Source organism: Deltaproteobacteria bacterium HGW-Deltaproteobacteria-18, from assembly GCA_002841885.1.
Lineage (GTDB): Bacteria > Desulfobacterota > Desulfovibrionia > Desulfovibrionales > Desulfomicrobiaceae > Desulfomicrobium.
The window spans coordinates 402,028-422,957 of record PHBE01000002.1 but is presented as its reverse complement, the minus strand read 5'-3'; the positions used below and the strand labels follow the sequence as shown (position 1 = coordinate 422,957).

18 protein-coding genes are annotated in these 20,930 nt (G+C 55.7%); 6 read left to right on the top strand and 12 right to left on the bottom strand.

The window, feature by feature from the left end:
• Positions 1 to 446: 446 nt before the first annotated feature.
• The 10 genes from CVU60_03360 to CVU60_03315 are packed head-to-tail and all read right to left on the bottom strand — an operon-like array spanning position 447 to position 10,629.
• Positions 447 to 1,466: a molybdopterin-binding protein gene (locus CVU60_03360; protein PKN43407.1), complete on the bottom strand. Its 1,020-nt coding sequence runs from the start codon at positions 1,464 to 1,466 to the stop codon at positions 447 to 449.
• A 13-nt stretch (positions 1,467 to 1,479) separates the two neighbouring features.
• Positions 1,480 to 2,088 carry a hypothetical protein gene (locus CVU60_03355; protein ID PKN43406.1) on the bottom strand — a complete coding sequence of 203 codons (609 nt, stop codon included), beginning with the start codon at positions 2,086 to 2,088 and terminating at the stop codon, positions 1,480 to 1,482.
• Positions 2,085 to 2,888, bottom strand: a complete 804-nt coding sequence (gene yqeC, locus CVU60_03350; protein PKN43426.1) for a putative selenium-dependent hydroxylase accessory protein YqeC — start codon at positions 2,886 to 2,888, stop codon at positions 2,085 to 2,087. Before yqeC ends, CVU60_03355 begins: the two co-directional genes overlap by 4 nt.
• The gene (locus CVU60_03345; GenBank protein PKN43405.1) at positions 2,864 to 3,664 is read right to left on the bottom strand and encodes a molybdenum hydroxylase; all 801 of its coding nucleotides are present in this window, start codon (positions 3,662 to 3,664) and stop codon (positions 2,864 to 2,866) included. The genes yqeC and CVU60_03345 overlap by 25 nt, the downstream gene beginning before the upstream one ends.
• 54 nt (positions 3,665 to 3,718) lie before the next feature.
• A complete protein-coding gene (gene gltA / locus CVU60_03340) occupies positions 3,719 to 5,116 on the bottom strand; it encodes a glutamate synthase (NADPH), homotetrameric (GenBank protein PKN43404.1) in 1,398 nt (465 codons plus the stop codon).
• Positions 5,113 to 5,952: a ferredoxin-NADP reductase gene (locus CVU60_03335; GenBank protein ID PKN43403.1), complete on the bottom strand. Its 840-nt coding sequence runs from the start codon at positions 5,950 to 5,952 to the stop codon at positions 5,113 to 5,115. Before CVU60_03335 ends, gltA begins: the two co-directional genes overlap by 4 nt.
• Positions 5,953 to 5,962: 10 nt before the next feature.
• Positions 5,963 to 6,859 carry a transporter gene (locus CVU60_03330; GenBank protein PKN43402.1) on the bottom strand — a complete coding sequence of 299 codons (897 nt, stop codon included), beginning with the start codon at positions 6,857 to 6,859 and terminating at the stop codon, positions 5,963 to 5,965.
• Between the two features lie 54 nt (positions 6,860 to 6,913).
• Entirely contained in the window at positions 6,914 to 9,253 is a 2,340-nt protein-coding gene (locus tag CVU60_03325) for a carbon monoxide dehydrogenase (GenBank protein ID PKN43401.1), read from the bottom strand.
• A complete protein-coding gene (locus tag CVU60_03320) occupies positions 9,250 to 9,747 on the bottom strand; it encodes a ferredoxin (GenBank protein PKN43400.1) in 498 nt (165 codons plus the stop codon). Before CVU60_03320 ends, CVU60_03325 begins: the two co-directional genes overlap by 4 nt.
• 12 nt (positions 9,748 to 9,759) lie before the next feature.
• Positions 9,760 to 10,629 carry a molybdopterin dehydrogenase gene (locus tag CVU60_03315; GenBank protein PKN43399.1) on the bottom strand — a complete coding sequence of 290 codons (870 nt, stop codon included), beginning with the start codon at positions 10,627 to 10,629 and terminating at the stop codon, positions 9,760 to 9,762.
• Positions 10,630 to 10,715: 86 nt separating this feature from the next.
• Here CVU60_03315 and CVU60_03310 point away from each other — a divergent pair, with 86 nt between their 5' ends.
• Positions 10,716 to 10,898 (top strand): hypothetical protein, encoded by a 183-nt coding sequence (locus CVU60_03310; GenBank protein ID PKN43398.1) that lies wholly within the window; start codon positions 10,716 to 10,718, stop codon positions 10,896 to 10,898.
• A 233-nt stretch (positions 10,899 to 11,131) separates the two neighbouring features.
• Here the strand turns inward: CVU60_03310 and CVU60_03305 are convergent, their stop codons facing one another.
• Both CVU60_03305 and CVU60_03300 read right to left on the bottom strand, forming a co-directional pair.
• Complete coding sequence (locus tag CVU60_03305) at positions 11,132 to 12,499, bottom strand: two-component system response regulator (protein ID PKN43397.1); 1,368 nt, start codon at positions 12,497 to 12,499, stop codon at positions 11,132 to 11,134.
• Positions 12,496 to 14,622 (bottom strand): hypothetical protein, encoded by a 2,127-nt coding sequence (locus tag CVU60_03300; protein PKN43396.1) that lies wholly within the window; start codon positions 14,620 to 14,622, stop codon positions 12,496 to 12,498. The genes CVU60_03305 and CVU60_03300 overlap by 4 nt, the downstream gene beginning before the upstream one ends.
• Before the next feature lie 174 nt (positions 14,623 to 14,796).
• Between CVU60_03300 and CVU60_03295 the strand changes: the two genes are divergently transcribed.
• The 5 genes from CVU60_03295 to CVU60_03275 all read left to right on the top strand — a co-directional run bounded on the left by CVU60_03295 (position 14,797) and on the right by CVU60_03275 (position 20,929).
• Complete coding sequence (locus CVU60_03295; protein ID PKN43395.1) at positions 14,797 to 15,030, top strand: hypothetical protein; 234 nt, start codon at positions 14,797 to 14,799, stop codon at positions 15,028 to 15,030.
• An 827-nt stretch (positions 15,031 to 15,857) separates the two neighbouring features.
• Positions 15,858 to 16,640 carry a transposase gene (locus tag CVU60_03290; GenBank protein PKN43394.1) on the top strand — a complete coding sequence of 261 codons (783 nt, stop codon included), beginning with the start codon at positions 15,858 to 15,860 and terminating at the stop codon, positions 16,638 to 16,640.
• An 874-nt stretch (positions 16,641 to 17,514) separates the two neighbouring features.
• Positions 17,515 to 18,828: a hypothetical protein gene (locus tag CVU60_03285; protein ID PKN43393.1), complete on the top strand. Its 1,314-nt coding sequence runs from the start codon at positions 17,515 to 17,517 to the stop codon at positions 18,826 to 18,828.
• A complete protein-coding gene (locus CVU60_03280) occupies positions 18,828 to 20,036 on the top strand; it encodes a hypothetical protein (GenBank protein ID PKN43392.1) in 1,209 nt (402 codons plus the stop codon). The genes CVU60_03285 and CVU60_03280 overlap by 1 nt, the downstream gene beginning before the upstream one ends.
• Complete coding sequence (locus CVU60_03275) at positions 20,033 to 20,929, top strand: hypothetical protein (protein PKN43391.1); 897 nt, start codon at positions 20,033 to 20,035, stop codon at positions 20,927 to 20,929. Before CVU60_03280 ends, CVU60_03275 begins: the two co-directional genes overlap by 4 nt.
• Position 20,930: the final 1 nt, after the last annotated feature.

Below are 20,930 nucleotides of genomic sequence, written 5' to 3'. Positions count from 1 at the left end.
CGAACAGATGCCCCTGGTAAAAATGGCGATGTAAGAATGGCGGAGATTCCACCTAAAAATCAGGCGAATCTGTTCAAATAAACTGAGCCACTTCTGAAGTATCGAACCCATTGAAAAAGGCAATTTCATAAATAAACGTACTGAGTGATTGGGCACTGACAGGCATCACGCGGGCGAAACTTATGAACTGCTTGACAGGCAGGTTGAACCGACTTTCATCCTTGGTGCAGGACGTCTCAAATTGCCGGATTCAATGTCCTTGGCAATTGTATCTCGGACGTCAGACCGTGAAATAGCTATGGTGCTGAAAGAAATTGAGATGTCGTCAGATGTTGCCCTTGAATTTTTTCTTCTTCACCTTCTTTGTGGGGTCATTAACGAAGTGATCAAATACAGAGCTTCATCAGACGAATTTCATTTTGTTTGAAACATCCTTTTCTGTTCTCTCATTTTCCGAACCCGCAGGCCGGATACCTACATGTGCCGCAGTTTTCGCACAGTCCGCCATGGCCAAGGGCCACGATGTCGCGGCGCGTGACCCGTTCTCCTGCCAGGAGGCGGGGGACAATCAGGTCGAAGATGCTGGCCTTGTAGTACATGACGCAGCCGGGCAGGCCCAGGATGGGTACGCCGTCCAGATAGGCCAGCATGAACATGGCCCCGGGGTAGGTCGGCGCGCCGTAGGAGACGACATCGGCCCCGGTCATGCGTATGGCCGCTGGGGTCTGGTCGTCGGGATCCACTGACATGCCCCCGGTCACGGCGATGAAATCGGCCCCCTGACGGATGAGGGAGTGGATGGCGTCCGAGGTCATGTTCACCATGTCCGAGACGAAGACCTGGTCTATGACCTCGCTGCCCAGGTCTTCGAACTTGGCGCGCAGGAGCGGGCCGAATCCGTCCTTGATGCGGCCATTGAAGATTTCGCTGCCTGTGGTTACCACCCCGACCTTCGCCGGCCTAAGGGGCTTCACCTCGATGATGGGCAGATGATCGGCGCAGACGGCTTCGGCCTTTCGCATGAGATCCTCGGGCACAACCAGGGGGATGACCCGCGTACCGGCAAGGACGCGGCCGGACTTTACGCGCTGATGGCGGTGGATGGTGCCGAAGCTCACGTCCTGAATGTCGTTCAGGTGCATGAGGCCCTCGACATCGATACAAAGCAGGCCGTCGTGGGACGCGGTTAGCGTGACCTTGCCTTCCTTAGGCTCGCTGAAGACGATGCCCGGACCGGCTGCGGCGCGGGACAGGCGAATGGCGGCCGTGTCCTCGTGCACGAACCCGTCGGCCGGGTCGAAGACATAAAGGTTGGCTTTGCCGATATCGAGCAAGGTGGCGATGTCCTCCTCGCGTACCACGTGTCCGCGCCGGAAGGCCGGTCCCTTTTCCCCGCCTGGCACGATCCGGGTGATGTCGTGGCATAGCACCGTTCCCACAGCTTGTTCAACGGCGATGGTCTTCATGATGTCTCCTTGTTTACGGTCGGAAAGAATCGTTCTGTCCCGTCTGCCGCACGGCCAGCAGGGCGAGATAGTCGTCCATGGTGTCCACGTCGCGTAGGAGCATGGAGTCGTTCACTTCCAGATGCATGACACCTGGCCTCTGCAGCAGTGGGCGCGCGCCCGTGTCACCGGTCAGGGCGGCGGCATCGCGAATGAGTTCCCGGCCCAGGATGACGGGGTTGCCGGGGCGTCCCTGGTGCACGGGTTGCACGGCCATGGGGTGTCCGGTCTCGAACGCGTCGATGAGGGTGTCGATGAGGGCGTGCCCGACCATGGGCTGGTCACCCAAGAGGAACATGACCCCGTTAGTTTCCGGCCCCTGAGCGAGGCCAGTGCGCAGGGACGTGCTTTGGCCTTTGGCAAAGTCGGGGTTCACGATCACATCGATCCCCATGCAGTCGATTTTGTTTCGGATGGCCTCGTGGGCGTGGCCGAGGACCAACAGGACATGTTCCAGGTCGGAGCTGCGCGCCGCGTCGATGACGTGCTGAAGGATGGGCCGTCCGTGCATGGGCAAAAGCTGCTTGGTCACACCCATGCGGCGCCCGAGCCCTGCGGCCAGAATCACTCCGCGTACGCTCACGTCCAGACCTCCATGACGCACTGGGCGCGTCCAGCCGCGCCCAGGCAGGCGCGTTGGGGCAGCGCACCGCTGTCGGACAGCAGCCCCAGCACTTCCCGCCCGCGGTCCAGGGCGCGAGGGGTGTCGGCCTGGTTCAGCCAGAGCAGGCGCACCGCCGCGTCCGGGGTTCCCTTGTACATGCCTTCGGCATGGGCGCAGGCGTAGGCCACGGAGGCGGGCGTGACCGGGCTGCCCGGGGCCAGCCCGGTCAGTTCGGCGTAGCGCGCGCTGCGGCAGACATGCTCCTCGTTCAGGGGGCTGCCGATGGCGGTCAGGCCCGCCACGGCCAGCACGTGGGTGCTGCGGCCGGGTATTACGGGTTCGTGCGCTGCCGGGACCTTGAGGGGCAGGCAGCGCGCGCCGTCGGCCTCCACCAGGATCCAGTCGAAGACTTTTGTGTCGGCGAGGCGATGGATGAACTCCGTTTCGAGCCCTAGGAGCTTTTGCCCGTCGAGGGCCCAGCCCAGGCAGACGGGGCGCCTCACGGCCGAGGTTTCTCGGCACATGTCCAGCAGGCGCGTGTTGTTCTCGGCCAGGACGAGCTCGGCCTGGTGCGGCGCCGGCGGGAAGATTTTCGTGGTGGTGGCGCAGGCCGTGCGCAGGCCGCGGGCGATCAGTTCCGCGGCCAGGCGGTACATGGCCGTGGTCTTGCCCCCGGCGCCAACGATGGCCATGAGGCCCCGGTCCGGAAGGTCCAGGGCGTCGGCCATGGCCGTGTCAGGGCGGTATGGGCTGATCAATTGTAGGCCCTCATGATACATTCCAGCACGGCCCCACCCAGGGCGCGGCCTTTGTCGGAGATGGTGTGCAGGTAGGACACGTCGCCGCGCGGGTCGATGTCCCCGAGCTTGAGGCCTTTGGGCACGTGCCCGTTGGGTCGGATCTGGCCGCGCAGTAAACCGGCGATCTCGGCCCGGACGGCCTCGCCGTCGACATTGCCGAGCACCTGGTCCTTGTCCACCAGATCCCCCAGGGCGCAGTCCCAGATCAGCTTGCCCGGTACGGGGGCGCGCAGGACGCGCTCCTTCGAGAATCCGCCTATGGTGCCTGGGATGCCCGTGTTGGGCGCGGCTTCGCCTTCGGTGATGATGCGCCCGAGGTTGTGGCCGCGGTTGGTCTCGACCACGAGGTGCGCGTCGCGTCCGGCGGAGAAGCCCGGCCCCAAGCCGATGACCAGAGGGGCCTCGTCCAGGCGCGTGCCCAGGTTGCGCTTGGCGATGATGGCGTCCACGACCACGTCGGGCCGGATAGTCTTCAGGCTGTCCCAGGACGGGTCCACCAGCACGGGGATGTCCCCGGTCGCCCAGACCGCGTCGATTTCCTCGGGACTGTCGATGCGCACGCCGCGCACGTCCTCGACCATGCAGGTCCCGTCGTGCACGGCTTCGCAGAAGCTGACGGTGCGCCGTACGGCCAGGGGGTGCGACGTCTCAAGGATCACGATGCGCCGCATCCGCGCGTGGTGCAGCCGCCAGACCACGGCCGATGCCATTTCCCCGCCGCTCTTGATGGCGATGACCCGTTCGCTCAGATTCATGCTGCCTCCTCGTGGCTTCGGGAAGGGGGGAGGGGATTCCTCCCCCCCGCGTTGTTACCAGCCCCAGTTCAGGTATTCGTGGATGGAGTCCGCGGCCTTGCGGCCCGCGCCCATGGCCAGGATGACCGTGGCCGCGCCGGTGACGATGTCGCCGCCGGCCCAGACCCCTTTCTTGCCGGTCTTGCCAGTATCCTGGTTGGCCGTGACGTAGCCCCACTTGTTCAGGGGCAGGTCAGGCGTGGAACGGGTCAGCAGCGGATTGGCCCCGGAACCGATGGCCACGATGGCCAGGTCGCATTCGAGGACGAACTCCGACCCGGGCACCTCCACCGGCCGTCTGCGGCCCGACGCGTCGGGCTCGCCCAGTTCCATGCGGATGCACTCGATGCCCGTCAGCCTTCCCTTGTCGTCGCCCAGATAGCGCACCGGGTTGCACAGCAGCTGGAAGTCGAGCCCTTCCTCCTCGGCGTGATGGATCTCGGCCTTGCGCGCCGGCATCTCCTCGCGGGAGCGGCGGTAGACTAGGCTGACCTTGTCCGCACCCAGGCGCATGGCCGTGCGTGCGCTGTCCATGGCCACGTTGCCGCCGCCCAAAACCGCTACGCGGCTGCCGCACGGGATGGGCGTGTCCACTTCGGGGAAGAGGTAGGCTTTCATCAAGTTGGCCCGGGTCAGGTACTCGTTGGCCGAAAGCACGCCCACGAGGTTCTCGCCGGGGATCTTCATGAATTTGGGCAGGCCCGCACCCACGCCCAGGTACACGGCGTCGAAGCCCTGCTCGAAGAGCTCGTCCACGGTCACGGTGCGGCCCACGACCACATCGCACTCGAGCTTCACGCCCTGGGCTTGCAGGCAGGACACCTCGGCCCCGACAATGTCCTTGGGCAGCCGGAACTCCGGGATGCCGTAGACGAGCACGCCGCCGGGCTTGTGGAAGGCCTCGAAGAGGCTGACTTCATGGCCCTTGAGCACCAGGTCGCTGGCCACGGTCAGGCTGGACGGCCCCGAGCCGACCACGGCCACCTTCCGGCCTGTGGCCGCATCGCGAATGGGCAGCTCGCAGACATGATGGCTGCGCTCCCAATCGGCGGCGAAGCGCTCCAAATTGCCGATGGCCACGGCCTCGCCCTTGCGGCCCAGCAGGCAGTTGCCTTCGCACTGGATTTCCTGGGGACAGACCCGGCCGCACACGGCGGGCAGGCTGTTGCGCTCCCAGATCTTGCCGATGGCCTTGTCGAAGTTCCCCTCGGCCATGTGTTTGATGAAACCCGGGATGTCGACGTTTACGGGACAGCCCTGTACGCACGCCGGGTTTTTGCACTGCAGGCAGCGGCCGGCCTCGGCCACGGCCTGCTCGGCGGTGTAGCCCAGAGGCACTTCCTCGAAGTTGCGGGCCCGGACCAGCGGTGGCTGTTCGGGCATGGTCTGCCTGGGGGTTTTGGCGGTGCTCATGCGTGCCCTCCTTCTTCCCACTTGCAGCGCTCGTGGCTGCAGTGCTCCTGTTCGGTGTAGGCCCGCAGGCGCATGATGAGCTCGTCGAAGTCCACTTGATGACCGTCGAACTCCGGCCCGTCCACGCAGCCGAATTTCGTTTCGCCGCCAACGGTCACTCGGCAGCCGCCGCACATGCCAGTGCCGTCGATCATGATGGGGTTGAGGCTGACCATGGTCGGCACGCCGTAATCCTTGGTCATGAGCGACACAAACTTCATCATGGGCACCGGCCCGATGGCCACGACCTGGTCCACGCCGCCGGTCTCCAGTTTCTCTTTGAGCACCTCCGTGACAAAACCCTTGCGTCCGTAGGAGCCGTCATCGGTGCAGATGTGCAGGTCAGTTGAGGCCTGGCCCATCTTGTCCTCCAGGATGAGCAGGTCGTGGTTGCGCGCGCCGATGATGGAGGTGACGTTGCAGCCGGCCTGCTTCATGCCGCGGGCTATGGGGTGCAGCACGGCCACGCCGGTGCCGCCGCCTACGCAGACTACGTTCTTCCCTGGCTCGATGTGGGTGGGCTGGCCCAGGGGGCCGATGACGTTCTGATACGCTTCGCCGACCTTCAGGCGCCTGAAGAGCTCCGTGCTCTTGCCCACGACCATGTAGATGACGGTCACGGTTCCTTTTTCGGGATCGGTCTCGGCCATGGTCAGGGGAATGCGCTCGCCGTTTTCGTCCGCCTTCAGGATCAGGAACTGCCCCGGCCGGGCCTTGGCCGCGATGCGCGGGGCCTCGATCTCGTTCAGGATGACCGTGCCGCCGGCCATCTCCTCTCTGTTGACTATGGTGAACATGTCTGTGTCCTTAGAATGCTTTCATGATCATGAGGGTGGTCACGTTGCCCTGGGAGTTGACCTTGTTCTCGAACTCCCACAGGGCGCGCAGGGATACGCCCAGGCCCCAGTCGGGCACGAAGACGCTGACTTCAGGGCCCACGGCGTAGGCCTGCTCACGGTCGTCGGTCGTGCCGGGGCCGCTGTCGTCGGTGACCTGCCAGCGGCAGTAGCCGGCCAGGCCCACGTCCCAGATCTTGGCCACGGTCTTGCCCAGGCCCCACTCGAAGTGGAAGTCGTTGCCGTAGGTCACGTCGGTGTCTTCCTGCTCGGAGTGGATCTCGTAGCGGGACAGGACGGAGGCGGACCAGGTGCGCGCCTCGTCGAAATAGAATGTGGCGCCGGCGGTGAGCATGCCGGTCCAGAAGCCTTTGCCGGGGCTGGCCGGTTCGTCGGTCTCGAAGTCGCCCGTGGGCAGGTACACGCCTACACCCAGTGCCGCGTCGTAGCGCGGGCCGTGCCAGGCCAGGATGGCCGGTTCGATGAGGATGTCTCCCAGACCGAACTCGTTGTCGTCGAACAGGGTCATGCCGCCGGCCTTCATGGAGATGTCTGTATAGACCAGGGGCACGCAGATGTCGGCCACGAGGTTGGCGCCCAGCAGTTCGATACCCGAGGAGTACACGAGGCGGTTGACCAGGGCGTAGACATTGACGTCGAAGTCAACGTCGATCTCGTCGCCGTGCTTGTCCCGCAGGTCGTCGGCCGTATACAGCACGTTGTACATGCGCCAGTAGATTCCTTCCGGCGGCAGTGTCGCGGCCTTGATGCCTTCCACGCCGCTGACATAGTGGCCCGATCCGGCCAGAGCGGCCGATCCCATCATCACGAAGATCGCCGTCATGGCGGCAAACAGCAGTTTTTTCATTTCGCCCCTCCAGGCTGTGGCGGCGCAGAGGTCCAGGCCTCTGCGCCGTCATGATTATGAATTCAAGGCCTTGAAAACGCGCTCCGGCGTCATCGGGATTTTCTTGAAGCGGTAGCCCGTGGCGTTGGCCACGGCGTTGGCGATGGCCGACGCCGGGCAGACCAGGCTGCACTCGCCCGCGCCCTTGGCCCCGAAGGGACCGGTCGGTTCGTGCGATTCCACGATGATGGAATGGATCTCGGGCATGTCCTCGGCCGTGGGCAGCATGTAGTTGTGCATGCTGTACTGCTGCTGGCGGCCCTTGTCGTTGTAGGTGATCTCTTCGCTCAGGGCGTAGCCGATGCCCTGGGCCACGCCGCCTTCGATCTGGCCCTCGACGATCATGGGGTTGATGGCTCGACCCACGTCATGGGCGGCGGCCAGCTTGATGATCTGGACCTGGCCCGTGCGGGTGTCGACCTCGACTTCGGCGAAGCAGGCATGCCACGGCGGGGCGTTTTCGGGCACAATGCGGCCCACGCCAATGAACTGCTTGTTGCGGACATGGGCGTGGTAGGACAGTTCCGAAACGGTCACGGAGTTGCCCTTGCCTTCCTTGACCTCCTCGAGCTGGCAGAGGCCGGAGCCTGCGCACTCTTCGAGGCTACCGGCCACCGGGGTGATGACGCCCTTTTTGATTTCGAGGCGTTCGGGAGCGACGTTGAAGTAGCCCGCAGCGTATTCCAGCAGTTGCCGTCTGGCGTCCGAGGCCGCGGCCTTGATGGCCGTGCCTGCGGCGTAGCAGGTGCGGCTGGCGTGGCTGCCGATGTCAAACGGCGTGCCCAGCGTGTCGCCGTAGGTCAGGCTGATGTTGTCCATGCTCAGCCCCAGGGTTTCTGCCGCAATCTGTACCAGACTGGTGCTCGTGCCCGTGCCGATATCGGGCACGCCCGATGCTACATGGGCCGATCCGTCAGGCTGAATGGTCACGTAGGCGTTGTCGTAGTCCACGCAGAAGGGCCAGGCGTTGCTGACGTGTGTGCCTACGGCCATGCCCATGCCGCGCAGCTTTGCCGAGCCGGGCTCGCTCTGCTTGCCGCGGCGCTCCCAACCGATGCTCTCGGCACCTTGACGCATGCACTCGGCCAGTTCCGTCGTGCCGCAGGGGTAGGGCAGGCACCACGGGTCGCCGGCCTTCATGATGTTCTTCATGCGCAGTTCCATGGGGTCCATGCCGAGCTTCTCGGCCATCATGTCCACTACCTGCTCCATGGCCAGGTTGCCCTGGGGGTTGCCGAAGCCGCGCATGGCGCCTGCACTGGTGCAGTTGGTGTAGACGCTGTGGCCGAAGTAACGCTGATGCGGGATGCGGTAGATGGCCAGGGTCATGGCTCCACACACGCCGGGCAGCTCCGCGCCGAAGGTGCAGAACGCGCCGGTGTTGAAGACGCCCTTCATGTCCAGGGCCTGGAAGGTGCCGTCCTTCTTGGCGCCGAGCTTGACGGTGACGTACGCCGCGTGGCGCGTGTCGGAGGCGATGAAGTCTTCCTTGCGCGTATAGACCAGCTTCACCGGCCGTTTGGCCAGCAGTGCCAGGCCCATGGCGATGGGTTCGGCCTTGCCGCTCAGGCCGATGCGTACGCCGAAGCCGCCGCCCACGTAAGGCGGTGCCAGGACGCGGATTTTGCTGGCGGGGATGCCGAAGATCTGGCCGAGGATGGAGCGGGAGGGGTGCGGAGTCTGGGTGGTGGACCACACGGTCACGTCGCCGTTGCCGTCGACCTGCGCCACGGCAGCCTGGGTTTCCATTTGAACCTGTTTCTGCACGGGTAGCTCGAAGCTCTCCTCGATGATCACGTCGGATTCGGCCAGGCCTTTCTCCACGTCGTTGTAGGGAATTTTTACGAATTCGGCCGGGATGTTCTTGCCTTCGGGCGTGCAGCCCTTGCCGGGATGCAGCTCAGGCGCCTCGGGTTTCATAGCCTCCAGGGCGTCGAAGACCGCGGGCAGGATCTCGTATTCGACCTTGATGAGGGAGAGGGCTTTTTCGGCTATGGCCTCGTTGGTGGCTGCGACCGCCGCGACCTCGTCACCGACGTGGCGCACGATCTCGTCGAAGAGATACTGGTCCAGCACCCGCTCCAGCTGCGGGATGGTCAGGAACATGGGTGCGGCGGCGTTGAAGAGGTTTTTTGGCCCGTTCTTGTGGGTCATGACGGCTTTGACGCCGGGCAATTTCTCGGCCTCGGTCGTATCGATGGACACGATGCGGGCGTGGGGGTGCGGGCTGCGCAGCACTTTGGCAAACAGCATCCCCGGCAGAAAAATGTCCGTAGTGAAGAGGCCGCGGCCCGTGGTCTTGTCCACGCCGTCACGCCTGTTGACGCTTTTGCCTACGTATTCGAACTGGCTCATAAATCTCCTCCCTTGACGGCCGAGGCCCGCAGGTTGCGTGCGGCGTCTTCCACCGCTTCCTCGATTTTGACGTAGCCTGTGCAGCGGCAGATGTTTCCGCCGACCGCTTCCCGGATCTGGTCCTTGGAGGGGGACTTGTTCTTGTCCAGCAGGGCCTTGGCGGACAGGATCATGCCCGGGGTACAGAAGCCGCACTGAACCGCGCCCTTGTCGATGAAGCTCTGCTGGAGCGGATGCAGCCCGTCCGGCCCCTCGACGCCTTCAATGGTTTGGATGTCGGCGCCCTGGGCGCGCATGGCCGGGATAAGGCAGGCGTTCATGGCCTTGCCGTTGAAAATGATGGTGCACGCGCCGCACTCGCCTTTGCCGCAGCCGCGCTTGGTGCCAGTGAGGTGCATTTTCTCGCGCAGAACATCGAGGAGCATCTCCGCGGGGGAGACAGCGATCTCGATGACCTCGCCGTTGAGTCGGAATGAAATGATCTGGTTCGGCATGTTGATCCTCCGTTATGCGTTTCGGGCGTCTTCGACTGCTGCCTGAAGGACCCGTTCGACGAAAACGGGCAGGACTCCTATCCGGTATTCCTTGGAACCGCGGATGGCGCTGCTGCGGAACAGGGCCTGATTACGGGCCATCTGTCCGGCTTCGGTCATGGTCGCGCTGGTGACGGGGGCTCCCTTGAGGAATTCCTCGGCGTCAACGGCGTGTTGCGGCCCCGCGCCCACAGGGGCGATGAGGATCCGGCCCCACTTGAATGTGTCGCCGTCGAGTTCGACCATGGCGGAGACTGCGAGCATGGGCAGAGCCAGAGCCTTGCGCTGTTCCATGCGCAGATAGGCCGAACCCTGGCCTTTCTGCTTCACGGGAAATCTGACGTGGGTCACGACTTGGCAGCAGCTGTCGATGCAGGACAGGCAGACGCCTGCGTACATGTCTTCCAGCGGCATGGTCTGCATGCCTTCCTGTGTGGTGATCTCGGCCGTGGTTTCGAGACAGGCCAGGGCCACGGCGGCGTCGGCGGCGGGATTGCCTGTTACGATGTTGCCGATGATGGTGCCCATGTTGCGGATCTGCAGGGAGCCGACTTTGCGGCAGGCCTGGGCCAGGGCCGGCGCGTGCTTCAGGACGAGTTCGGATTTGGCGGCCTGGGCGTGGGTGACGCTGGCGCCGATGCGGATGAATCCGTTCTCTTCCGTGATGTTCTTGAGTTCCGCGATCTGGGTGAGATCCACCAGCACATCGCAGGTGTTTTTGCCGTCCTGCAGTTCCAGCATGAGGTCGGTGCCACCGGCGATGATCCGGGCCTTTCCTCTGTTGGTGCTGAGGACCGTGACCGCTTCGGACACGGTCGCCGGGAAAACGTAGTTTTGAACCATAACTGTCCTCCATTGTATTTTCGAACGCGGCCGGGATGCCGGTGCCGAAATTCGATCCCTCTATTGGAAGGAACGTGCCAAGTTGTATGACAATGCAACATGCTGAAATTGCAGGGGACAGTGGGCGGGATGAAAAAAAGGCCATAACAAAGGTTATGGCCATGTCGTCGATGTTTAAGAGGGAAAGCCGATTCCTGGAACGGTTACGGATAGATAGGGCTGATTATTCCCCGGCGGCGAGTCATGCCTTGGGTTATGGGAGGGCGTGATGGCGGGAAGGAGGGGAAGATTGTCGTTGTGAATGGAGCGCGGATATTCATATCCAGCTGTTTGCAAGGAGAAAATCTTTGAAGATGGATCGTTGCGTCGAAGGCTTCCCGCAAAGGTCACGCTTAGCGTGAAGACAGCCTGGTGATGTGTCATCGTGAGCGCTGCGTGCCCATGTCTGACGCCACGTGAGACTGTCCTGGAGACACCCATCTTTCGGCCATAAGGCGGGACTTTATCCCCCACCTTTTTTCAGGCGCTTGCTCAGTGCCGGCTGGGAGATGCCCAGCCATCTGGCCGCCACGGTCTGGACTCCGCCCGCCCGGCTCATGGCTTCACGCACGAGGGACTGCACGGCTTCCTCGATGCTAGGCAGGGTGGCGGGAAAGCACAGTTCCTCGGCCATCCCGAGGACACCGGGGGTGTCGTTGTCGGGCCCGCAGGAGAAGTCGCCGCCGTTCCAACGGCCCATGGCGTCGAAGACGAAGGCGCGTAGCTCGCGGACATTTCCGGGGAAGGGGTAGGCGCTCAGGCGGCGGACGAGGCAACGGCTGGGCCTGGGCGCTTCCTTGCCGAAGCTGGCCGCGGCCTGGCCGATGAAGAGTTCCAGCAGGACGGGGAGGTCCTCGGTGCGTTCGCGCAGGGGCGGAATGCGGACCAGATGCGTGCACAGCCGGTAGTAGAGGTCCTTGCGGAAGCGGCCCTCTCTGGTCATGGCTTCCAGGTCGCGGTTGGTGGCCACGACCACGCGTGCCTCGGATGGGCGGGGCAGGTCCGCGCCCAGTGGCATGTATTCCCGTTCCTGCAGCAGGCGCAGCAGCTTGACCTGGGAGGTCTCGCTCAGGTCGCCGATCTCGTCGAGGAAAAGCACGCCGTCGGCGGCCTGCTCCACGAGGCCCTTACGCACTGTGACCGCGCCGGTGAAGGCGCCCTTGCGGTGGCCGAACAGGGTGTCGCTGAAGACCATGTCATCGAGACCGGCCACGTTGACGGTCACGAAGGGCCTGCCGGGGCAGGTCAGCTTGTGCACGGCCTTTGCCGCCAGTTCCTTGCCTACGCCCGTCTCGCCGTTGATGAGGATGGACTCGGGAGAGGCGCTGACCGCTTCCAGGTACTGGAAAATCTGGCGCATCTTGGGGCTGGCCGTGGTGAAGTGAGCGAATGCCTCGGGCCGGGTCAGGCGATCCAAAACCAGACACTGGCGCAGGGACGTGTTCTCGCGACGCAGGCGGCTCATTTCCAGGGCGTTGCGCACGGATGCCTCCAGCCGTTCCGCCTCCACGGGCTTGGCCAGGTAGTCCAGGGCGCCGAGCTTCATGCACTCCACGGCGGACTCGATGGATTCAACGCCCGTGGCCACGATGACGGGCAGCTCGGGGTGCGTCTCGCGCACGTGGGACAGGATCTCCTGGCCGGTCATGCCGGGCATGCTCAGGTCGAGGATCATGGCGCCCAGGGCCTGCTCGTCGATGATGCGCATGGCCTCGGCGGGCTTCTGGCAGCAGATGATGTTGTCGATGCCGCAGGCGCGCAGGCTCAGGCCGAAGCTGGTCAGGATGTCGGCCTCGTCGTCGACGATGAGGACCGGAAAGGGCTGCATCATGCTGCGTCTCCTTCTTGACGGATGGGGAGGGTCAGGGTGACCAGCGTTCCCTCGCCCTGGCGGGATTCGATGGCCAATTCTCCACCGTGCTCCTGCATGATCCGTGAGGAAATGGAAAGCCCCAGTCCGGTGCCCCCGCAGGTGCGCTTGGTGGTGTAAAAGGGGTCGGTCACGTGGGGCAGGTCATCGCTGCCGATGCCCTGCCCTTCGTCGGCGACCTTGAGCCATATCTGTCCGCGATCCGAGTCGAAGCCGGTGTGGACGCGGATGGCCTTGCCCTTGTCGTTCAAGGCTTCACAGGCGTTCTGTAGAATGTTGATGACGACCTGCTCGACTTTCTGGAAATTGCCCCGGAAGTGTGGGATGCCGAATCCGTAGCCGATTGTCAGACGGTTCGTGGCCTTCTGCAGCTGGTTGTCCAGGAGCAGGATCGCAGCCCGCAGGACACCGTTGATGTCGATGACCTCGTTCATGACAGTTGAGCCCTGGCGGGCGTAGTTCTTGAGGTCCTGTACTATGTGCTTGATGCGCCTCGACGAGGCCATGACGCCGGCGAAGAGCTGCGGCACGTGTTCGCGGGCATAGGAGTAGCGCAGGCTGCCGAGCATGAAGTCGCCGTGTTCGTCCATGTACTGGTCGAGGATGATCCTCGCATCGTACCACATGCGCGAGAGCAGGGGGACATTGAGGATGATCGAGTTGTTGGGGTTGTTGATCTCGTGGGCCACGCCCGAGACCAGGATGCCCAGCGAGACCATCTTGCCGGCCTGCACGAGCTGCTCGTACTCTATCTTGGCACGTTTTTCGGCGTTCTTTCGCTCTGTAATGTCGCGGAAGGCGATGAGGGTGGTGCCGGAGCGCAGGTAGGCGCGCTTGACGTTGGCGATGAGGGTGCGCTTCTGTCCGTCCTTGTCGGTGATTTCCACCTCCAGGTTCCTGAGTTCCTGAGTCATGGCCAGTTCATGCGGGGAATAGAATTGCCCGCCGACAAGGTCGAAAATGGAGCCGAATTCTTGAATTTCATCCGCTTCGTAGCCGAAGATGCCTGCCACGTTGCAGCTGACGAAGACAATCCTGCCTTCGTCGGTGGTCAAAAAGATAGCGTCCCAGATGCTCTCCAGGGTGATGCGGTGGAACTCCTCGGACTCTTGCAGCCTGTCGACCCAGCGCCTGTAGCTGGTCAGGTCCTTGTAGTTCTTGACGATGCCAAGCACTTCGCCACCCTTGCCGCGCAGGGCCGCGGCCTTGACCAGGCAGGACTTGCGTTCACCCGAGATGGACACGAATTCCTTTTCAAAGTCGGTCTTGGAGGAGCCGATGACGATTTCCTGGATGATGCAGTGGTCCGTGCACCTGTGGCGGCAGGGGAAGATGTCGAAGCATTTCTTGCCCAGAATTCCCTCGACGGGTTGTTCCACCAGTTCCGCGAAGGCGAGGTTGGCACGGACGATGTTGCGGTCCGAGTCGAGCACGAGGATGCCGTCGCCCGAAGTGTCGAAGATGTGCTCAAGCTCCATGTAAGCGTGTTCGAGGTTGCGCTCGGTGCGCTTGCGGCGGGCAATCTCCTCGTTCAGGGATTCGTTGTACTCCTGTAGCGTTCGGGTCCTGTCTTCGATGATCTTTTCCATCATGTGCAGGAGGGCCTGCTTTTCGTTTTCCTTGATCTTGAGATCCGTGATGTCCTTGAAGGTGGCCAGTACGTAGTCCTTTCCGTCCACTTCGATGCGGTTCAGGATGACCTGAGTGTCGATCATGATGCCATCGCGGCGGATGTCCTTCCATTCGAATTTCTGGATATTGCCGCGCAAGGCCTCGCTGACTTTCTTCTGCGCCATCTCGTAGGAGTTTTCTCCGTCAGGCTGGAAGAGGGGGGCGAAATCGCTCGGGAAAAACCCGATGATGTCCTCCTTCTCGCACTTCCAGATTTGGCAGGCTTCCTGATTGCACTCGGACAGCGTCTCGTCGATGAGCAAAACGCCGTCCGACAGGCCCTGGAAGATGGCCTCGTACTTTTCCAGCTTCTTCTGCATGGCCGCAATCTGAAGGTCCTTTGCAGCCAGCAGTCGATGCACATCCTCAGGCTGACCCGCAGGTTGCGGAGCGCCGGTAAACTGATTGTCCATGTTGCCCTCGCCAGGGAACGTCTGGTTCTGAATGCCGTCGCCGAATCAATTCCGGGAGGCTGTTCGTTGTGTGTTTGACAGGGTGGTCATACCGAAGGAGTGGAGAAGAATAAAGGCGATTCGGGTGTCGCCTGGATTGAAGGGGGGCAACGCAACGCCAGGCATTTTTCAAGGATGTGGCTAGCAGGCAAAATAAAAAAACCGGCAGGTCAGGCCGATTATGTGAGCAAGAAGAGTCAGGAATTGAAGATCGTGAAGATCAAACAGGCTCTGCAGTCCCCGCCTTGTGCGGCAACGGGATCTGTCGCGTTTGCCCATACGGACATTTGCATGGAGGACAAGTCTTTTCGTGAACTGTCGAGCGCCGATGCGCACGATGTGATTCAGTGTCTTTACGCCCAGAAGTAGTTTGAGATCATTCAGACCAACTCTTGATTATTTCAGTCATCCTGCCTGATTTGTTCGAATAAAAACATTCTATTTTTCTAAGACACATACAGTAAATAATGATTTCTGCGTAGCGATAATTATTGTTACGAAGTTGATTTATTGCTGTTCAGTAAGGATTTTCTGCGCTTACAATTATGAGGTCTTTGCGTTGTTTTACTTCATCGTTGATGCGAAAATACTGATGAAATCTTGATGAGTTATATGATGGGTAGTTGCGGTGTACAGCTATCCGTCTTTTCGATGTGAGTTTGAAGCGTATCCGTATTGACGGGTCAGCCTGCGCCATCCGGCATGTCCAGTTCGGTCAGACTGAGTGCGTTTGGAGCTGTGAAGGGCAATGAACGTGTCCTCTATTGCGAAGACAGGTCAGTCCAACAAAATCAGACAAGATCCCCGCCTTTCAATCCACCTGAAAAACAAGCCAAATCCCCGCCTGGCGAGGGTTTCCCGCTGGTTGGGAGAAAAGTCTTGCTGGCACGGGACTTGTATTATTTGCGCGTCTTGGCGTGAGAATCCGGAAAAGGTGTGTGGCCGCTTTCAGGGCAGGGCGCTGGCAGTAGTCAGGTCCTGATCCTGTTGCCTTTTTTTGATCAACTGTTCTTTGTTTCAGAGACTTATGCAGTAAAAGATGGGTAACAGGTCCAATTGGCATGGAATTTCTGCGCTGGTAGCGGTCCATCCAGGTTGTGCACATGAGCTTTGCCGTTCCTGCGATACTTGGAATGCATAACTCGCAAGCCTTGGATGATGCCCGGTCCTGATCGGCGAATCGCCGGTCTGGGGCCATGGAAGCTACCAGCAACGCCGGACTGGTCTTTATGGGTTACCCGCAAAGGTTTTTTGAACCTGGTTATGTATGGCATTTGACTGCGCGCTGCCACAACCGGGACTTTCTCTTAAGTCAGGTATTGTATCGCAAACTGCTTACTGACGCGCTCTTTGAAAATCAGGCCCGCTATCGGGTTCCGGTGCTGAATTTCACCGTGACATCCAACCACGCTCACCTGCTGGTGGTCAGCCCCACAGACAAGAACGCGATTCCCGAGATGATGCGCGATCTGGGTTCCAAGGTGGCCGCCGCCTACAACAAGAAGACAGGCCGCAAGGGAAGCTTCTGGGAGCGGCGCTACCATGCCACGGCAGTGGAGAGCGGGGAGCATCTGGTTCGGTGTTCGCTGTATATCGATACCAACATGCTGCGGGCGGGAGTGGTCAGGCATCCTTGCGAATGGAAGCATGGCGGGTATCACGAGATCGTGAAGCCCAAACAGCGTTACAAGACCGTGAACCTGTCCGAACTGTCCAGGCTGGCGGGTATGCCGGATGATCCGTTATTTCCGGAACATTACGCAGGATGGGTGGAGAACGTGGTCAGGCGCGGGCATCTGTGCCGGGACGATGTGTGGACAGCGGATCTGGCCGTTGGGAGCGTGAAGTTTGTGGATCATGTGCGCAGGCAGAGCGGATACGCGCCCATTGTGAAGGACATAGGCGACATGCTCGGCGAGCAACCAGCCCCGTACGGACCGCAGATGGATTGTGGGAACATGGTGGAGTGGGGATTCTGAGGGTTTGCAACGCGAGTTTTGTTTAGTAATATTGAGTTGTTAGATATAAAAATTGGTTGATTTTTGGTCGATGACCTCATTCTAAGGTCGAAAAAAAGGCCTTTTTTGAGAAAAAGGTGAAGGAAGTTGGGGTGTTATTGGTCTCAGAGACCCAGGCAGCAGCCACTAATCACCAATAAAGGATCTCATTCTAAGGTCGAAAAAAGGGCCTTTTTTGAATAAAAAGTGAATGATGTTAGTAAGTTCTTGGTCTCAGAGACCCAGGCAGACCCAGGCAGCAGAGTTCTTGGTCTCAGAGACCCAGGCAAAGCCGAAATTGGGAGTTCTTGGTCTCAGAGACCCAGGCAAAGCCGAAATTGGTGGGTTATTGGTCTCAGAGACCCAGGCCAGATCGTGGAATGGGGATTCTGAGGGTTCGCAACGCGAGTTTTTGCCAATAATTTTAGATTGATAGACATAAAAATTGGCTGATTTTGGGTTGGTGACCTCATTCTAAGGTCGAAAAAAGGGCCTTTTTTGAGAAAAAAGTGAATAAAATTGGGATGTTTTTGGTCTCAGAGACCCAGGCAGTTTCAGCATTGGTGGTTTCTTGGTCTCAGAGACCCAGGCATAGCCCTTGGTCTCAGAGACCCAGGCAACCGAGACCCAGGCAACCCAGGCATGCAAAGGTTCGCAACATAAGTTTTATTCAATGATATTTGGTTTTTGGATATAAATATTAGCTGAATTTAGGTTGATGACCTCATTTTAAGGCCGAAAAAAAGCTTTTATTGAGAAAAAAATAAGAAAAATAAGTAGTTATTGGTCACAAAGACTTAGGCGCAACGCACATGTTGTTCGCTCCAGAGATCTAGGCCTGTCCAAGGGATAGAGTATGCGATTTGTTTTGATTTTTTTTATAATTGCTATATTTGAATTAGCAAATAGTAATATTTGTCCTGCTTTATATAATAAATATAAAATGGATGTAATTATTGATAATATAGATGTACATCCTACAAATGCTGCAGTATTTAATACTCCAATAGTAGTATTTAAAAATAATGTGTATTTTGTAACAGTAGAAAGCCCGAAAAATAAAACTGATTTTAATGAATATAATTTACTGACAGTAGTTTATAAAATTAATTTGCAAAATAATATAATCGATAAAAAAATAATTGATTCAAATACAATAGAAGATAGGTGGCACACGCAGCCATCAATAGGTATAGATGAGGAAGGATATATACATATAGCGTACAATATGCATAATATGCCTTGGCAATATGTGATTTCAAAAAATCCAGAAGATATTTCAGAATTTGAATTTAAAGGACAAAAAATTTCTATAGAAGATATCAAAAAAGTCAAAAAAGAAAATAAGACAAACTTTCAGACCATTGGAGAAGGTGTAATACCTGGAAACCAAATAACTTATCCTGCATTTTTTAATGATAAATTTAGGGGCCTATATATTACGTATCGTTATAAACTTAAACCATCTCGAAAATGGGATGACAGAGCCTCTGCTGGTGGCGTTGCAAAGTATGATTCAAAGAAAAAAAAATGGATGGCAATCGGTGGTCCTGTAAGAATATCCGATGAGGATGTTGTATTAACAAATAAGGCAGATGTTCCCGTTAGCGATCCCTTTTTGTATTCAGATAGCCATGAGCCGTATTTAATTCAACTAGCCTTTGACTCTGCTAATAATATTCATGCCTCTTGGTTATGGCGAGAAGGAGGAGCAGGTCCTGATTGCTCAAATCCAAGTTATCTTAAATTAACTAACGAAACAAAATTGCCAATATCTTTCAATTATAAAAATTTTATAGATTCAAGTGAGAGAAAATATTATGCTCCTTCATCTATAACTGTAGATAAAAATAATAATGTTTGGGTCATAAATTGTCCAGTAAATGAAACACGTGAAGTAATAAATATTAATAAATCTAAAAAATATAAAACACCTTCAGGTGCAAATATAATTTTATCAGATAAATATGGAAATAAGTTTTATTTTGCAAGTGGTCCACGAATTTATATAGATATGTTTTATTCAAGTTTTCAAGTGAAAAATATATATACTGGATATGGTGGAAAATATTTAAAAGTAGTTTATGATAATCATAGTTCATCTTTTTATATATATATGCACAAAGACAAGCACACTGTTCAAATTTTAAAATTTTATAAAGTTTATTAATGAATACTATGGTTAGCAATTTTAAAATTTTACCTTTGATGCTTGTTTTATGTTATTATTCAGGCTTCGCACAATTTTTTTATTTTAAGCAAGAGTATTCTTCAGATATAACAAGGGTGTTATTACTTTCTCCGGCATATACACTTTCTCTGTTTTTTTTGTCAACATATATTGAAACTATTAAGAAAGTTCTAAGTAGTTTTATTATATATTTAATATTAATAATGTATATATTTATCTCATCCTTTTGGTCATATTATCCTAATAATGTTTTTATAGAATTAGTTCATTTTAGCGGTATGTTTTTAATATGTATTATTACATTAAATGTGCTTAATCAACAATCTCAGTTATTAAAAACTATACTTGTATATTCGCTAGTTGTGCTAATTTTAAATATTGCATTTATATATATGTATCCATCTCGTGGAATTATCGAATCAGGACGGTGGCAAGGACTATTCGCTCATCCTAATACGCTTGGATCATTTTGCTGGGTTAGTCTGTGGGCTTGTATATCACAATTTCGTGATGATAATTTTAGAATAAAAATATTGAAATATTTAGTTATTATTATTGCATGTTATATACTTATAAAAACTAATAGCGTAACATCTATGTTCTGTGCTGTATTTTTGACATTTGCAGCCATAATTAAGAATTTTATGCATAAATCGACATCGATAAGAATGTTAATATTTTTTAGTATGTGCTGCACAATAATTATAACGATTTTACTTGCATATATGTTAGATCCAAAAATATTTACCATGACTTTTTTATTTGATTTTTTTGGGCGTGATCCAAATCTTACTGGTAGGATAAGTTTGTGGGAAATCGGAATCGAAGCGGTTAGAGAGAGACTTGTTCTTGGCTGGAGTTTTGATTCACAACGATCTGTAATGTCGACTCAATTTAAAATCGGTTATGGACAATTTCACAATGGATATATCGATCTGTTCGTAGCAGGCGGATTGATTGGGTTTGGAATATTTGCATATATGATAATTATTTTTATTAAAAGAAGCATGGTTTTAAATTCATCTACAAAATTTAGTAACATTGCATTTGCTGTTACTTTATTAATTCATAATTTTTCTGAAGCTTCAATTATTCATAGTGTTAATTATTTATGGTTTGTGTTTACTTTATTGTTTGTTTTTTCATCCCATGAATATGGAATTATAAAAAGAGAAAGGTATAAGTGATTCAAATAAGCGTTTGCATCTGCACTTACAAAAGATTTGATTTATTAAATAATTTGTTATCAAGTTTGATCGCTCAGCAATATATCGACGGTGTGAAATATAATTTGATAGTTATTGACAATGATTGTTCTGGATCGTCAAGAAGCACAGTTTTGTTATTTAATAATAATTCTAAAAAGGTTAATATTTTATATGATATCGAGCCCATAAAAAATATCTCTTTAGCTCGAAATAGAGCATTGCGATACGCTGAAGGAGAATATGTAGCATTTATAGATGACGATGAATATGCGTGTCCTAAATGGCTTAAAAACCTTTATCATGCTATTGTAAAAACTAAAGCTGACGCTGTAATGGGGCCAGTAATTTCAGTATATCCTGCATTAACCCCGGACTGGATTATTAAGGGACGTTTTTTTGACAGGCCTAATTATGAGAACTATTCACGTGTGCATCAGGGAAGAACTGGAAACGCATTAGTGAAACGAAAGTGGTTTAATAAGTTTGAATTTGATGAAAGGTTTGGACTAACAGGCGGTGAAGACTCTGATTTATTTAAAAAGATTATAAATGATGGTGGCGCTATATATTGGGCCAAGGATGCGCATGTCTTCGAAAATGTCGATGGAAGTCGCCTTAATATAAAATGGCTACTTGCTAGGTCTTTTCGAGGTGGTCAAGGAGATGCAGATAAAAAGCAAGTTTCTGTATTTCGTCCTATTGTAATACAGCATTTGCTTTATAGAACGATATTGTTGACTATTGCAATGTTAGGAACTTTGCTTTCATTGCCTTTTGGCCGGCACAAATTTGTGTGGTGGCTAATGAAGATATCTTCAAATTTAGGCCAGTTGAGTGTAATTTTTCCTTATCGTTATAAAGAGTATAAATAAT